9 protein-coding genes are annotated in these 14,677 nt (G+C 72.5%); 6 read left to right on the top strand and 3 right to left on the bottom strand.

The genetic code is table 11. The features are described 5' to 3' along the window. The first annotated feature begins 589 nt into the window (after positions 1–589). From ACFP1K_RS15730 to ACFP1K_RS15720, 3 genes are all read left to right on the top strand, one after another. The gene (locus tag ACFP1K_RS15730) at positions 590–1,879 is read left to right on the top strand and encodes an outer membrane protein assembly factor BamB family protein (protein WP_380753046.1); all 1,290 of its coding nucleotides are present in this window, start codon (positions 590–592) and stop codon (positions 1,877–1,879) included. After that, the gene (locus ACFP1K_RS15725) at positions 1,876–2,853 is read left to right on the top strand and encodes a hypothetical protein (protein ID WP_380753039.1); all 978 of its coding nucleotides are present in this window, start codon (positions 1,876–1,878) and stop codon (positions 2,851–2,853) included. Before ACFP1K_RS15730 ends, ACFP1K_RS15725 begins: the two co-directional genes overlap by 4 nt. A 280-nt stretch (positions 2,854–3,133) precedes the next feature. After that, on the top strand, positions 3,134–4,168 hold the full coding sequence (locus ACFP1K_RS15720; RefSeq protein ID WP_380753034.1) for a LacI family DNA-binding transcriptional regulator: 1,035 nt from the start codon (positions 3,134–3,136) through the stop codon (positions 4,166–4,168). 42 nt (positions 4,169–4,210) lie between these two features. Here ACFP1K_RS15720 and ACFP1K_RS15715 read toward each other — a convergent pair whose 3' ends face one another. Further along, positions 4,211–7,285 carry an AfsR/SARP family transcriptional regulator gene (locus ACFP1K_RS15715; protein ID WP_380753030.1) on the bottom strand — a complete coding sequence of 1,025 codons (3,075 nt, stop codon included), beginning with the start codon at positions 7,283–7,285 and terminating at the stop codon, positions 4,211–4,213. Between the two features lie 419 nt (positions 7,286–7,704). Further along, positions 7,705–7,833: a hypothetical protein gene (locus ACFP1K_RS15710; protein ID WP_380753025.1), complete on the bottom strand. Its 129-nt coding sequence runs from the start codon at positions 7,831–7,833 to the stop codon at positions 7,705–7,707. Positions 7,834–8,346: 513 nt separating this feature from the next. Between ACFP1K_RS15710 and ACFP1K_RS15705 the strand changes: the two genes are divergently transcribed. The 3 genes from ACFP1K_RS15705 (at position 8,347) to ACFP1K_RS15695 (ending at position 13,552) form a co-directional block, all read left to right on the top strand. Then, the gene (locus tag ACFP1K_RS15705) at positions 8,347–8,682 is read left to right on the top strand and encodes a hydroxyisourate hydrolase (protein ID WP_380753022.1); all 336 of its coding nucleotides are present in this window, start codon (positions 8,347–8,349) and stop codon (positions 8,680–8,682) included. Between the two features lie 101 nt (positions 8,683–8,783). After that, positions 8,784–10,523 (top strand): 2-isopropylmalate synthase, encoded by a 1,740-nt coding sequence (locus ACFP1K_RS15700; protein WP_380753020.1) that lies wholly within the window; start codon positions 8,784–8,786, stop codon positions 10,521–10,523. 236 nt (positions 10,524–10,759) lie between these two features. After that, positions 10,760–13,552, top strand: coding sequence for a helix-turn-helix transcriptional regulator (locus ACFP1K_RS15695; RefSeq protein ID WP_380753017.1), 2,793 nt, complete (start codon positions 10,760–10,762; stop codon positions 13,550–13,552). Between the two features lie 59 nt (positions 13,553–13,611). Here the strand turns inward: ACFP1K_RS15695 and ACFP1K_RS15690 are convergent, their stop codons facing one another. Beyond that, positions 13,612–14,286: a YoaK family protein gene (locus ACFP1K_RS15690; RefSeq protein ID WP_380753014.1), complete on the bottom strand. Its 675-nt coding sequence runs from the start codon at positions 14,284–14,286 to the stop codon at positions 13,612–13,614. Positions 14,287–14,677 lie beyond the last annotated feature (391 nt).

The following is a 14,677-nucleotide window of genomic DNA, read 5'->3' as shown; positions in this document are numbered from 1 at the left end:
CCCGCGTCCTCCCCGACCCCGCTCCCCGCGCCCCCACCCACCCCCGCCCCCACTTATCCACGGCACCGCTGTCACCGACCTCGGTGCCGCCCTCAGGCACCCCTCGGTGCCCCCACACCCGATATTTCGGGCATTCTCCGACATGCCGTTACACCTGCTGTCACCATGATCCTGTTCCGAACGGGTGCGCGGCCCCGGCCCTCCGTCGCGCGCGACACAGCCCCCGCGAGACCGGAGGGGAAGGGTGGCGACAGAGAGCACACCGCACCTCCCACGACCAGGGGATGGGCAGACGCCCCGCCCGCGGGGTGCGGAGGGCGGAGAAAGCTCCGGCCCGCTGGGTGCGGAGGTCGAGGACGGTTCCGGCCCGCCGGGCGTGGAGTACGGGGACGGTTCCGGCCCGCCGGGCGTGGAGCACGGAGACGGTTCCGGCTCGCCGGGTGTGGAAGACGAAGACGGTTCCGGCCCGCTGGGTGTAAAAGACGGTGACGGTTCCGGCCCACTGGGTGTCGAGGTCGGGGACGGTTCCGGTTCGCCGGGTGCCGGGGGCGGCGGGGTGGCCCGTCCGGGTGTTTCCAGGAGGGCCGTTGTGGCCGGTGGCGTCGTCGTGGTCGCGGGGGTGGCCGGGGTGGTGGCCTGGCGTTCGCGCACCGGTGCGGCTCGGCCGCCGGTTACGGCTCGGCCGCCGTCGCCCGCCGGGGGCGGGGATGTCATGTGGCCGGTCGAGGTGTACACCACCGTCCCGGATGAGGTGATCACGCGGGCCGGTCCGGCGCTGTACATCGGTGATGAGTCCGGCGGGGTGCTGGCGCTGGACGCGCGGACCGGGGCGCGGCTCTGGCGGTTCCGGCACAAGGGCCCGCTGGCGGCCACGGTCGGCATGGCACCGGCCGTCGCCGGAGGCCGCGTGTTCGCGTGCCTGTCGATCGGCCTGGACTTCGCGGTGCTCGTCGCGCTCGACGCGGCGACCGGCCGCCTCGTGTGGCGGCACCAGGTGACGGCCCCCGTGCTGAGGATGCTGCTCCACGACGGCCTTCTCCTCTACGCCACCCCCGCGGCCGTGAGCGCGCTGGACACCTCCGGCGGCGCCCCCGCCTGGACACTGCCGCTGCGCGACACCACCGCCGTCGTGGCCGCCGGGCCGCTGGCCGTGGTCGCGCATTTCGACCCGGCCGAGAACGGGCGGCGGCTCACCGTCCTGCGGCCCGCCGAGGGACGCCCGGTCTGGAGCAGGGAATTCGGCGAGGTGTCCGGGCTGACGCCGATGCCCCACGGCGGGAACCTCCTCGTGTCCGCGTTGAGGGTGCGAGACACGCGAGAGGACACGGATCTCGCCGCCTACCGGCTCGGCGACGGCCGCGAGGTATGGGCCCGGCGGTGGCGCGGCGCGGTCTCCTGGACATCGGTGGACCGGACCGCCCTGGTGACCACCGACATCGACCGGCTGCGGCTCCTGGACCCGGCCACCGGCGCGCCCCGCTGGACGCTGCGGAGGCACACCGGCGGCGGCCCCGCGACGTGGCTCGCCGGGGATCTCGTCGTCGCCTCGATGCTCTCCCCCGGCGCCGCCGGCGACTACGACCTGCTCGGCCTCGACCGCCGGACGGGGCGGCCCCGCTGGACGCTCCCCTTGCCGACGTGGCTGATCGGCGGGGTGGTGCGGGACGGCGTGCTCTACGCGACGACGGCGGACGACCAGAACCACGTGCTCGCCGTCGACACCGCGAGCGGCACGCAACTGTGGAAGGCGACGGCCGTCCCCGGCTCCAGACTCACCCTCGGCACGGACCTGCTGTACACCTACTCGGTCTACGACGAGCCCGGCGGCCGGCACGTCCACGCCCTCGACCTCGCGACCGGAGAGTGGGTGCGGCGATGAGACGACGACCCCCCGGCGGCTGGGCCTCCGGGCCCGCACGCCTGGCCTCCACCCTGCGTGCCCGCCTGGCCGCCCCACCCCCTCACCTCGGACCGCCGGCGTCCCCGCGAGGCCCCGCTCCTCAGCCCTCCACCGGCGAGGCCGGGACGCCGCCCGGCCCCGCCCCTCGGGGAACGGCGCCGTCCGGGGAGGGCGGCGGGGATTCGTGGCGGTCGCCGGGGGCGGTGCTGGGGGCCGTGGCGGTGGTGATCAGCCTGGTGGCGCTGTACTTCTCGTGGTCCGCCGCTGACAGCGCGCGGCGCCAGGCGGACGTGGCGCAGCGGGAGGGGGACCGGCACCCCGTGCTGGAGGTAGCGGCGGTACGGGCACTGGTCGCGCGCGGGCTGGGCGGGACCGAGCGGTCCGAGGGGGAGAAGAAACGCCGGATCGGCGGGGTGAGCGGGGCGCGGGTGGACGTCTCGCTGAGCAACCGGGGAAGCGGGGAGGCGCTCGTCACCTCGGCCACGGTGCTCTTCCAGCGCGTCGAGCGGCTGCGTGAATGCGCACCGGTGGCGGGCGGGCCGCTGCGGGTCGAGGCGGACTACGACATCCCCGTTCCCGGCGACATGGAGGTCCCCGCGACGCTGACCAGGGTGACCGCCTTCGCCGTGCCCTCCGGCAGGCACGCCCGGTTCACCCTCACCGTCGGGCCGCAGACGACCGGGAGTGTCGCCCCTCCTTGGATCGCCGTCGTGAGCGTCACCCTGCACGAGGCCGAGGGGCGGGACGTGCCGCTTCCCCCGATCGCGCTGGTGGCCCCCGGCGGGTACGTGGGCTACGCACTCGACGGCGTCAGGTGGCATGTCGCGCCGGGGCTGGACCGCAGGTGCGTGAAGGCCGGCGCCGCCACGGTGGCCGGGATCCTGCGGACCCCCGGTCTCGTTAAGCCGAACGAACTCGCGGCGCTCGGCCGGGCGATGGCCGCCTACCACTGAGCCGTTCCTGCGGTCGCAAGAATACGACGGGATTGCGAAATATTGCCGACAGGTTACATCGTCTCTGTCGTCGGGTGCCGGGTGGTCGTGACGGGGGCGCCATGGGTCGTCCCGGGCGGAGGATCGGGCGTGCGGGGTGGTCGTATGGACGCTAGCTGTGACGATCCCGGGCTGGACGGCAGGGTGGATCAAGAGGGCGTTTTCCCGGTGGCCGGAGGTTTTCGTTATTGTCCAGGGGGCTGTCAGTAGCTTGCGTAGTTTCTTACCGTATGCTTGCAGCGTGACACGGCGACTTGCGGAAGTGGCGAAGAAGGTCGGGGTCAGCGAGGCCACGGTGAGCCGGGTGCTCAACGGCAAACCCGGGGTCTCGGAGTCCACGCGGGCGGCCGTGCTGACCGCGCTCGACGTGCTCGGGTACGAGAGGCCCACGCAGTTGCGGGGGGAGCGGGCCCGCCTGGTGGGGCTGGTGCTGCCCGACCTCGGCAATCCGATCTTTCCGGCGCTGGCCGAGGTGCTCGGCGGGGCGCTCGCGCAGCGGGGGTTCACGCCGGTGCTGTGCACCCGCACGGCGGGCAGCCTTTCGGAGGCCGACTACGTCGGCATGCTGCTCGACCAGCACGTCTCCGGGGTCGTGTTCTCCGGCGGCCACTACGCCGAGGCCGACGCGCCGCACGAGCACTACCACCGGCTGCGCGAGCTGCGGCTGCCGGTCGTACTGGTCAACGCGGCCACCGACGACCTCGGCTTCCCCTGCGTGGCGACCGACGACGCGGTGGCCGTCGAGCAGGCGTACACCCACCTCACCTCGCTCGGGCACGAGCGGATCGGCCTGGTGATCGGGCCGGAGGACCACATGCCGTCGCGCCGCAAGATGGCGGCGTTCACCGCGGCGGCGCGCAGGGCCGGGCTGCCCGCGGGCCCCGAGCTGGTCGAGCGCACCCTGTTCTCGCTGGAGGGCGGGCAGGCCGTGACGACGCGGCTGGTGCGGGACGGCGTGACCGGCGTCATCTGCGCCAGCGACCCCCTCGCGCTCGGCGCCATCCGCGCGGTGCGCAGGCTCGGGATGAGCGTGCCGGGCGACGTGTCGGTGGTCGGCTTCGACGACTCGTCGTTCATGAACTCCACCAACCCCCCGCTCACCACGGTCCGCCAGCCGATCGAGGCGATCGGCCGCGCCGCGGTGACCCTGCTGGTCGGCCAGATCGAGGGCGCCGCCGTCACCGCCGAGGAGCTGCTGTTCGAGCCGGAGCTCGTGGTGCGCGGCTCCACCGCCCCCGCCCGGATGCGCGCGCTGCGGGCCGCCGCGGCCGTGTGAGGCCGGACGGCCCGTCCACGGCCCCGGCGACCCTCTGGCGCCTCAGCGGCCGTGGCGCCGCAGCAGGACGGTGAGCTGTTCGCGTACCTGTGCGGCCACCACCGGGTCCAGCTGTTCGGTGAGGGCCAGGCCGCGGGCCAGGGCGTCGCGGGAACCGTCCTCGTCGCCGAGGACGCGATGGGCGTCGCTCAGGGTGATCAGCGTGCGGGCCTGCTGCAACGGCATGTGCATCTTGGCGAACAGCGCGAGCGCCTGCTCGTAGTACATGACGGCCTGCGGGGCGTCGTCCTGGGTCATGGACAGCTCGCCGAGGGCAAGCAGCACCCGCGCCTCCACCAGCTGCTCGTTGGAGGTGCCCGCCAGCATCAGCGACCGCCGCAGCGCGCTCTCGGCCTCGGCCAGCTCCCCTCGCCGGAGCCGGGCGACACCGAGGCCGTGCAGCACGTACGCCTCGCCGGTGGGATCCCCGATGTTCCGCACGACCAGCAGCGCCTCGTTGAGCACCTCGACCGCGAGCGCCGACTGGCCGGACTGCAGGTACGTCTGGCCGATGCGATGGAGCACCTGCGCCTCCACCCGCCTGCTGCCGCTGCTGCGGCTCAGCTCCAGCGCCTCGGCCAGCAGCCGCTGCGCCCCGGGCAGGTCGTCGAACTCCAGCCGCAGCTGGGCCAGGTTGTGCAGCACGTACGCCGAGGCGACCTGGTCGCCGTTGGCGCGGAAGATCTCCAGGGCCTGCCTGTAGTGCGCCTCCGCGTCGTCGAAGCGCCCGCTGACCCGGTCCAGGAACCCGATGTTCCTGATCACCAGGGCGCGGCCCTGGCTGTCGCCCACCTGCCCGAACAGGCCGACCGCCGCCTCGAAGTCGCAGCGCGCGTCCCCGAACCGCTGCTGGGTGATGTACAGCGAGCCCCGGGAGTAGAGCATCGCCGCCTGCCCGCGCCGGTCGTTCGCCTGCCGGGCCGTGGCGAGGGCGATCTCGTGGGTCTCGCGCCAGTCGTCCAGGTAGACCCGGGACTCGAACAGCGTCACCGAGCTGATCGCCAGGTCCCAGCACAGCTCGACGAACCCCGCCTGCGCGGCCTGCCGGATGCCGGACACCAGCGTCGAGCGCTCCCGTTCGTACCACTGCAGAGGTGAGGCGACGAGCCGGTCGACCAGGCGCTGCGGCAGCGGCCAGCGCGGCGCGGCGCTGTGGATCTGCACGTAGTCGCCGCCGTACTCGCGCCGGTGCGCCGCCTCCGCCAGGAACAGCAGGCCGCCGAGCACCCGGGCGAGCGCCGAGTTGCGCTCCTCGGGGGTCTCCTCGGCGGCCAGGCGTTCCCGGGCGAACACCCGTATCAGGTCGTGGAAGCGGTACTGGCTGTGCACGCCGTACCCGACGCCGGTGGTCTCGATGAGCTGCGCGTCGGCCAGGTCGTCCAGCAGGTCCTGTGCCTCGTTGAGCGGGCTGTCCATCAGGGCGGCGCTCACCCAGGCGGAGAACACCTGGGTGTCGAGGATGGTCAGCAGGCGGAACAGGCGGCGCGCGTCGGCGCCCGCGCTCTCGTAGGTGAGGGAGATGCTGGCGCGGATGCCCATGTCGCCGTGTTTGAGCTCGTCGAGTCTGCGGGTCTCGTCCTCCAGGCGGGTGACGAGTTGCTCGATGCTCCAGTGGGGGCGGGCCGACAGGCGGGCGCCGGCGATGCGCAGCGCCAGCGGCAGGTGGCCGCACAGCTCGGCCAGCGACTCGGCCGCCTCCACCTCAGAGCGCACCCGCTCGGCCCCGGCGATGCGGGACAGCAGGTCGACCGACTGGTCGGCGTCGAAGATGTCCACGTCGACGTGGGTGGCCCCGGCGAGGCCGGCCAGGCGGCTGCGGCTGGTGATGACCACCCCGGAGGCGGGGTTACCGGGCAGCAGCGGGACGATCTGGCTCTCGTTGCCCGCGTCGTCCAGCACGATCAGCACCCGGCGGTCCGCCAGCAGCGCCCGGTACATCTCGGCGCGCTCCTCCAGCCCGTCGGGGATGCCGGTGCCCGGCACGCCGAGCACGCGCAGGAAGCGCTCCAGGACCTGCATGGGGCTGACCGGCCGGGACGCGGCGCCGTGCAGGTTGGCGTACAGCTGCCCGTCGGGGAAGCGGTCGCCGACCCGGTGGGACGCGTGCACCGCGATCGTGGACTTGCCCACGCCGGGCTTGCCGACCACGACGACGATGGGGACGGCGAACCGGGAGCGCTCCTCGGTGGCGAGCATGAGGCGCTGGCGGATGTCGTCGATCTGCTTGGTCCTGCCGGTGAAGTCGGCGATGTCGGTGGGGAGCATGCCCGGCACGTTGGGCAGCGTCAGCTGGGCGGGCACCTCGACCTTGCGCGGGGGAGCGGCGGGCAGGTCGAGGCTCTCGTCGGAGGTGAGTATCGCGTGCTCGAGCTGCTGGAGCCGCTCGTTCGGCTCGATGCCGAGTTCCTCGATCATCGTGCGGCGGGCGTTGCGGTACACCTGCAACGCCTCGGCCTGCCGGCCCGAGCGGTACAGCGCCGTCATCAGCTGGCCGCGGACCCGCTCGCGCAGGGGGTGCTCGTCGACCAGCTCGGTCAGCTCGCCCACCAGCTCGTGGTGGCGGCCGAGGTCCAGCTCCAGCTGGATGCAGTCCTCGTGCGCGGCGATCCGCTCCTCGGTGAGCCTGCTGGCCGCCGACTGCACCAGCCTGCTGTCGATGCCGTCCAGCGCCGGGCCTCGCCACAGCGACAGCGCGTCCCGGTAGTGCTTGATGGCGTCGTTGACGTTGCGGGTCTCGCGGGCGCGCCTGGCCCGCTGCACCAGGATGTGGAAGCGCTGCATGTCGATCTGGTCCGGCGCGACCTGGATGGCGTAGCCGAGCGACTGCGTGGCGATGATGTCCGGGCAGCCGTTGGCGGCGAACATGCGGCGCAGCGACGAGATGCAGATCTGCACCTGGGCGCGGGCCGTGGTCGGATGGTCGTCGCCGTATATGGCCTCCATCAGCCGCCCGATGGTGACCACCCGCCCGGCGTCCAGTAACAGCACGGCCAGGACGATCTGCTGCCTGATCCCGCCGAGGTCCAGCCTCCGGCTGCCCGCGGTCGCTTCCAGCGGCCCCAGAATCCCGAATTCCACCTGCATCTCCTCGCCGAAAGCCCGGGCCCATCCGGAAGTTCGCTCACCCTCCGTGCGAGCGGGTAACAGGTGCGTGGTTCCAGGAGATCCGCCTCCTTGATGGACATCACCGTCGGTCAGGCGGGCCACCGTGCACGAGAAATAGTTTTACGCATGAGTCACACACGTGGGGCGATGTCCACTTATGTCGGGATCGTACTACTATACGTGTTTCGGGGCTACAGTAAGCCGCGAAGACTTTTCTGGGTTCCCGTACTGTTTGCCGATGCGATGGAAGATGAACCAAGTTTCAAGGACGTATATAGCTACATGTCCTAGTAGTGGTAGTTCATTCTGACTATTCGGAAACGACAGGAGGCCGGAGACGGCGCGTCCCGGCCTCGAGGAGTCGGTGGGCGGCGCGGCGTGCGCGCGGGGCGTCAGCCCCAGGGAGTGTTGCCGCCGCTCCCCGCACGCCCGGCGGCGGCCGGCGTGCGGCCCGCGCCCTGGGTGGCGCGAACGGCGGAGTCGGCGAGGCGGACGGCCCGGCTGCTGGGGAGAGCGCTCATCCTGCTGACCTCTTCTGGAGTCGCGGAGCGTGGGTTTCTCAGCCGATTCGCTGGAATGCAGCCAAACTATTGCGACTCGCCATTCACTCCTTATCGGATCGCTTCTCTCCTGCCATTCCCGCACCTCGGAGGGGGTGCGGGCCGATTATCGACGGGTTTCTCCGCCATTGCGGGCCGTCCGCCCCCATCGTCCGGCCCTCGGCGGCAGAAAGCGGCCTGAGCTGCACGGACGGGCGCCGATGGCGGCACTGGGGCTGGGGGGAATAGCCGGGCGAAAGAGCTTCGATAGAGCATTGCGGCAATCTCGGCGAAAGGCCGGGACCGGTCGCCGTCAGACCTCTCCCCGTCCCGGCCGGCCAGACGCGCCGGGTCGAGGGCGGAAGGGGCGGGGTTACGCCTCCTTCGTCCGACAGCTCGCGTGCGCGCCCACGCGGCCTCCCCAGGGCCCGTCGCGGTCGCGATGTTCGTGGAGCTGTCCGTGACGGCGGGCGCGGCAGAATAGGTGTCCTCGAAATGAGTATTAGTGCACATGCGCTGGACGGCGTTTACGGCCGGTCGGCGGCCGGAGTGCGGGCGCGCCTGGAACGGGACGGCGACGGCCACTGGCATGACGTCGCGGGAGCGGAGACCGACAGCGACGGCCGTATCAGCGACTGGTGCGAGGAGAAGTTCGAGCGGGGGCTTTACCGCATCGTCTTCGACAGCGACTACTACTTCGTCGGCCTCGGCCTGACCGCGGCCTATCCCGAGATAATCGTCACCTTCAGAATGAAGGACGAGACCGACACCTACCAGATCCAGGTGATGCTTTCTCCGTATTCGTATTCAACGCATTTCCGGATCGCGTGACCGATGGTGTTCTTACGGCCGGCCGGTTTCCGGCCCCCTCCCGCCGGGCGAAGGGTCGCGCGCGGGCCGGCCGGGTCTAGGAGGGATCCCCAGTGACAACCGTGAGCAGCGCAGGCGCGTGGACGGCCGGTGCCCCGGCCGCCCGTTACAGGCCCTTCACCCCCGTCGGCCTGACCGGACGGCGATGGCCGGACTCGACCATCACCACGGCCCCCCGATGGTTGTCGACCGACCTGCGCGACGGGAACCAGTCCCTGGCCGCGCCGATGAGCCCCGAACGCAAGCTGGCCATGTTCGAGCTGCTGACCGGCATGGGCTACCGCGAGGTCGAGGTGGGGTTCCCCGTGGCCAGCCAGGACGACCTGGCGTTCGTGCGGACCCTGATCGAGCGGGACCTGATCCCCGACGACGTGCGGATCTCGGTGCTGACGCCGGCCAGGGACGAGATGATCAGGCGCACCGTGCTGAGCCTGGAGGGCGCGCGGCGGGCCACCGTCCACCTTTACAACGCCACCTCGCCGCTGTTCCGGCGGGTGGTGTTCGGGATGAGCCGCGACGAGTGCAAGGACCTGGCGGTGCACGGCACCCGCCTGCTGCTGAAGTACGCCGACAAGCTGCTCGGCGACTGCGACCTCGGCTTCACCTATTCACCGGAGCTGTTCAACGAGACCGAGCTGGAGTTCACCCTTGAGGTCTGCGAGGCGGTCATGGACGTCTGGCGGCCCGAGCCGGGCCGCGAGATCGTGCTGAACCTCCCCACCACGGTCGAGCGCTCACTGCCCAACGTGTTCGCCGACCAGATCGAGTGGCTGGACCGCAACCTGTCCCGGCGCGACGACGTGTGCCTGTCGGTGCACCCGCACAACGACCGGGGGACCGGGGTCGCCTCGGCCGAGCTCGCCATGCTGGCCGGCGCGCAGCGGGTGGAGGGCTGCCTGTTCGGCAACGGCGAGCGGGCGGGCAACGTGTGCCTGGTCACCCTCGGCCTCAACCTGCTGACCCAGGGCGTCGACCCGGGCGTCGACTTCTCCGACCTCGACCACGTGCGACGCGTCGTGGAGGGCTGCAACGGCCTGCCGGTGCACCCGCGCCATCCCTACGCGGGCGAGCTGGTCTACACGGCGTTCTCCGGCTCGCACCAGGACGCCATCAAGAAGGGCTTCGACGCGCTGGACGGCACGGCCGCCGAGAGCGGCGCCCGGCCCGCCGACCTGCCGTGGGAGGTGCCGTACCTGCCGCTGGACCCGCGCGACGTCGGCCGGGCGTACGAGGCGGTGGTACGGATCAACAGCCAGTCGGGCAAGGGCGGCGTGGCGTACGTCATGAGCGCCCGCCACGGGTTCACCCTGCCGCGCCCCATGCAGGCCGACTTCGCCCGCGTGGTGCAGGCGCACGCCGAGGCCGAGGGCGGCGAGATCTCCCCGGACGTGGTGTGGCGCCTGTTCGAGCGCGCCTACGTCGAGTACCCCGCGCTGCCGCTGCCGCTGGTCTTCTGCGGCGAGCCGGTGACGGCCGAGCTGCACCTGGACGGCGGTCGGCCCTGCCCGGTGGGCACGGCCGTCCAGGACGCCAGGGACGCGCTCGCCCGGTGGGGGGTGGAGGTGCGCGCCGTGCACCGCCCGGTGCCGGGTCCTCTCGCGTCCCCGGCCGGGGACGTCGTCGTCTACGCCGAGTGCCGCGTGCGGGGGCGCGCCTTCTGGGGGGCGGGCGCGCAGGACGACCTGCCGGCGGCGGCGCTGTCCGCGGTGCGCTCGGCGGTGACCCGGGCGCGGATGGCGATCAACGGCCTGGACGTGCCCGCTCCCAGAGACGGGCGTCCGGCGATCGCCGCAGGCCGGTGATAGCCGGACGATAAGCCGTGAAAGGCGCATCCACTTAACGTGTCAATTGTCTGTAAAACCGCGTAATCCCGACAAAGCCCCACGTTATCGGAAGGCACCTCAAGCAATGGTGAGAACAGCCCTGGACTCGGCGATAGGTGAGCGGTCCCTCGGACTCGCGAGTTCCGTCCGGCTGACGGCCGCGTTTCTCATACGCGGCGACACGAGTTTTCCGTCGGTGAAGAGGGGGGCTCTTCATGAGCCTGATCGAACGACATGAGGCTCTGACCTCACTGGAGGGCCTGGTCACCAGTGCCGTCGGGGGCAAGGGCCGTGTGGCCCTGGTCAGCGGCACCGTGGCGACCGGCAAGAGCGAACTTCTACACTCCCTGGCCGAACGCGCCGTCGACCTCGGCGCACTGCCCATCACCGCGACGGCGTCCCTCGCCGAGCGCGACCTGCCGCTCGGCGTGTTCGGCCAGCTGGTGCAGGACGCGCCACTGGTCCTGGAGGAGCGCGACCGGGCGATGGCCCTCCTGGAGGAGGGCGCGCGCACCGTCATGTCGTCCGGGCCGGAGGCCGACACGCTGAACCAGGTGGACGCCCAGATCGTGCACGCGCTGTGCACCGTGCTGCTGGAACTGTCCGAACGCCACCCGCTGATGATCGTCGTCGACGACGTGCACCACGCCGACCGGCCCTCCCTGCTGTGCCTGGCCTACCTGTCGCGCCGGGTGCGGTTCGCCCCCATCATCGCGATGTTCAGCCACTCCGACCACGGCCGCTCCGCCGAGTCGTCCTTCGCCACCGAGCTGATGCGCTACCCGCACTGCCACGACGTCCGGCTCGGCCCGCTGTCCCCGGCCGGGGTGACCGAGCTGGTCACCGCGCGGCTCGGCGCCGAGGCCGCCACCCGTCACGCCGCCGAGTGGTACGAGTACGGCGGGGGCAACCCGCTGCTCACCGCGGGCCTGATCGAGGACCACCGCCGCGCGGTGCGCTCCGCCGGGGGAGAGGCCCCCGCCGAGCTGGTGCCCGGCGACGGGTACGGGCAGGCGGTGCTGGCCTGCCTGCGCCGCGCCGACCCGCGGATGATGCGGGTGGCCTGGGGCCTCGCAGTGCTCGGCGACCCCGGCCAGCTTGACCAGCTGCTGGAGGTCGGCCAGGAGTACGTCGGCCGCGAGCTGCACTCACTGGACCTGGCGGGCCTGCTGTCCGGCGGCCGGTTCCGGCACGAGTCCGCGCGCGTCGCCGTGCTGGCCGAGCTCGGGCCCGGTGAGCGGGGACGGCTGCACCGCCGCGCCGCCGGGCTGGCGTACGGCACCGGGGGGTCGACCACGCTGGTCGCCGACCACCTGCTGCACGCCGACGAGGTCCTGGAGCCGTGGGCCATCGAGGTGCTGGAGGACGCGGCGCGGCACGCGCTGCGCGACGGCCGGGTCGAGCCCGCCGTCGACTACCTGCGGCTGGCCTGGCGGGTCTGCACCGACGAGCGGCAGCGCGTCAAGATCACCACGGCGCTGATGCGGGCCGAGTGGCGGATCAACCCGAGCACGCCCACCGGGCACTTCCCCGAGCTCACCGACGCGCTGCGCCGCGGCCACCTGCGCGGCAGCGACGCCGTGGTGCTGGCCAAGGCGTTCCTGTGGCACGGCAGGTTCGAGGACGCCCGCGACGTGCTGGGGCGGCTCAACGAGGCGGGCAAGGAACCCGACCCCGAGACGGTCACCGAGCTGGTCATCGCCCGGCCGTGGCTGCGCTGCACCTACACCCCGTTCCTGTCGCACCTGCGCCAGACCACCGGGGAGCAGTCGCGCGGGGCGATCCTGTCGGTGGCGGCCGACCGGCGGCTGGAGTCGGCGATCGCGCTGGCCGCCGTGCTGACCCGCGGGCCGCGCCAGGAGTTCGCCGGGGCGGTCGAGCGGATCCTGCGCGGCTCGCGCCTGGACGAGGTGTCGATGGACACCGTCGAGAACGCGCTGCTCGCCCTCACCTACGGCGGCCGGCCGGACAAGGCGGCGCCGTGGTGCGACGTGTTCATCGACGAGGCCTCCACCCGGCACGCGCCGAGCCGCCGGGCCCGGCTGTCGGCGATACGCGCCGAGATCGCGTTCCGCATGGGCGACATGCTGGGCGCCGAGTTCCACGCGCGGCTCGGCCTGGACACCATCCCGCTCAGCGGCTGGGGCGTCGCCGTCGGCGGCCCGCTGGCCGGACTGGTGCTGGCCTCCACCGCGATGGGCCGGTTCGACACCGTCAGCGACCTGCTCGACCAGCCGGTCCCCGACGCCATGTTCCAGACCCGCTGGGGCCTGCACTACCTGCACGCCCGCGGCCGCTACAGCCTCGCCACCGGCTACGCCCAGCTGGCGCTGCGCGACTTCCAGCGCTGCGGCGAACTGATGGGCACCTGGAACCTCGACGTCCCCGGGCTGGTCCCGTGGCGGGTCGAGGCCGCCGAGGCGTGCCTGCGCCTGCGCCGCCCCGACCAGGCACGGCGCCTGGCGGAGGACCAGATCCGCCGCTGCGCGTCCAGCTCCCCGCGCGTCCACGGCATGGCCATGCGCCTGCTGGCCGCCACCAGCGACCTGCGCCACCGCCCGATGCTGCTGCGCCAGGCCGGCGACCTGCTGCAGTCCGGCGGCGACCGCTACGAGCTGGCGCGGGTGCTGTACGACCTGCACGAGACCTTCCACGCCCTCGGCGAGTACCGCCGCGCCGCCATGATCGCCGGACGGGCCCGCGCCGTGGCACAGGAGTGCCACGCCGACCCGCTGACCCGTGCCCTGTCCCGCGACACCGAGGCGAACGCACTGCCGCTCCCCGCGGCCTCCGCCGACAACGACGACACCTCGGTCCTGTCCGACGCCCAGCGCCGCGTCGCCGTCCTCGCCGCCGCCGGCTACACCAACCGCGAGATCGCCGACAAGCTGTACATCACAGTCAGCACCGTCGAACAGCACCTCACCCGCACCTACCGCAAACTAAACATCGCCAGCCGCGCCGAACTCCCCGCCACCCTCGAACCGGGCACCTCCGTCCCGGTCTGAGCCGACCCGTCGCTCCGCGCACACGCCAGGGAACGTCCCCGCCGCCAAGGGCGGGGACGTCATTCCTCGAGGCGGGACCCCGGGTGGGCGCCGTACACGACGGTGGTGGCGGCCAGGAGGGTCGCCGCCGCGCCGAGGGCCCATGGCACGCCGGCGGCGTGGATCAGCAGGGCGCCGGTCAGGGCTCCGGCGAACATGCAGACCACGGCCGCCGTGCGCCGGACCAGCAGTGGATTTGTCCCTCCGGCCAGGCTCGACTCGGCGGCGAGTCCCGCCAGGATCCGTGTGAGCACCGACCCGGTGACGTCGGGCAGCGCCACCAGCCGGACGGTGGCCACCTGCACCCCCATCGCCACCGCCAGCAGCGCGACCACCCCGTACCGCGCACCCGAGCCGGTCCCGAGCCACGCGGCCAGCAGCAGCCCGGCCGTCACCGCCACCACCTCGGCCACCAGCGCCACCAGCACGTGCGTCCGCCGCGCCCCCGACACCCGCCCGGCCCGCCCCGCCACGACCGCCCCCACCAGGAACGCCGCCAGCGACACCGCCGAGGTGCTCACCGAGAACCCCGGCGTCCCCGCCGCCGCGAACCCGAAAACGATGACGTTCCCGGTCATGTTCGCCGTGAACACATTCCCGAGCCGCAGATAACTGACCGCGTCCACCATCCCGCTGACCACGGTGAGCCCCACCAGCACCCCCGCCAGCGGATCCCGCCCCCGCCCACTCCCCATCCCGCTCTTCCCACCACGTCCGGCATCCCCTGCCCCGCGACGCTACGACACTCCCCACCCGCCCCCGGGGAGCCATGCCGCTGCCCACACCCGGATCGTCACCGGGGAGAAAGTCAGAGCCTGTCTGTCTCTGTCAAGTCGAGCCGTCCAGGTCAGGGGGCGGTCTGTTCCGACTCCAGGCAAGGTGTGCACATGGGGACGTCCACCAGGCTTAGCCCCAGGGACGTGTACAGCCTGGTTCCCGTGGACTCGCCCAGGCAGATACCTGTGCGTCGACCGTGCCGCGCTCCGCATGGGCAGTGGCAGGGGGAGCCTGGACGGTTTCGTGGTGGCGATTCTCCCTCGGCCATGGCCACCATTCGTCGCACCGCGGGGGAGCGTGCCCACTCCG

The sequence above is a fragment of the Sphaerisporangium aureirubrum genome (genome assembly GCF_042658925.1).
Lineage (GTDB): Bacteria > Actinomycetota > Actinomycetes > Streptosporangiales > Streptosporangiaceae > Sphaerisporangium > Sphaerisporangium aureirubrum.
This window is presented reverse-complemented; position numbering and strand designations above follow the sequence as displayed.

Bases quoted from the DNA above. Each gene is read 5' to 3' on its own strand.
- ACFP1K_RS15695 (WP_380753017.1), top strand. From the start codon at position 10,760: ATGAGCCTGATCGAACGACATGAGGCTCTGACCTCACTGGAGGGCCTG.
- ACFP1K_RS15725 (WP_380753039.1), top strand. From the start codon at position 1,876: ATGAGACGACGACCCCCCGGCGGCTGGGCCTCCGGGCCCGCACGCCTG.
- ACFP1K_RS15710 (WP_380753025.1), bottom strand. From the start codon at position 7,833: ATGAGCGCTCTCCCCAGCAGCCGGGCCGTCCGCCTCGCCGACTCCGCC.
- ACFP1K_RS15690 (WP_380753014.1), bottom strand. From the start codon at position 14,286: ATGGGGAGTGGGCGGGGGCGGGATCCGCTGGCGGGGGTGCTGGTGGGG.
- ACFP1K_RS15705 (WP_380753022.1), top strand. From the start codon at position 8,347: ATGAGTATTAGTGCACATGCGCTGGACGGCGTTTACGGCCGGTCGGCG.